The following is a 313-nucleotide window of genomic DNA, read 5'->3' as shown; positions in this document are numbered from 1 at the left end:
CTGCCGATGTAAAACCTCAACAGGCCCTAGGAAACTTAAAAATCAATAAGAGGGAAGCTCGATGAAAAGAATTTTAATAATAGGATTATTTATTGCCTTAACTGGATGTGCAACACTAACTGAAGACGCAATGACCCCAATCGCTTTTTCGTTTAGTGACGGCTCGGATGGAGAGTGTCAATTGTCAAATAAACGAGGTGCATGGACAGTCCAAGTACCGAGCACCATCTATGTGAGAAAATCTGATGATGCCTTACAAGTAAGATGTAAAACAGATGATGGTGGCTAAGTTGCCCTTTCTGGTTGTTTGCAC

General features: G+C 41.2%; 1 protein-coding gene. It reads left to right on the top strand.

Annotated features, from left to right (window positions below; all coding sequences use genetic code 11):
* Window positions 1-61: 61 nt before the first annotated feature.
* Complete coding sequence (locus tag E1189_RS00195; RefSeq protein ID WP_155158147.1) at window positions 62-289, top strand: hypothetical protein; 228 nt, start codon at window positions 62-64, stop codon at window positions 287-289.
* The last annotated feature ends 24 nt before the right edge of the window (window positions 290-313 follow it).

It is taken from the genome of Parendozoicomonas verongulae (genome assembly GCF_009711465.1).
Lineage (GTDB): Bacteria > Pseudomonadota > Gammaproteobacteria > Pseudomonadales > Endozoicomonadaceae > Sansalvadorimonas > Sansalvadorimonas verongulae.
This window is presented reverse-complemented; position numbering and strand designations above follow the sequence as displayed.

Excerpts from the sequence above, each read along its gene's own strand:
- E1189_RS00195 (WP_155158147.1), top strand. The coding sequence starts at position 62 with ATGAAAAGAATTTTAATAATAGGATTATTTATTGCCTTAACTGGATGT.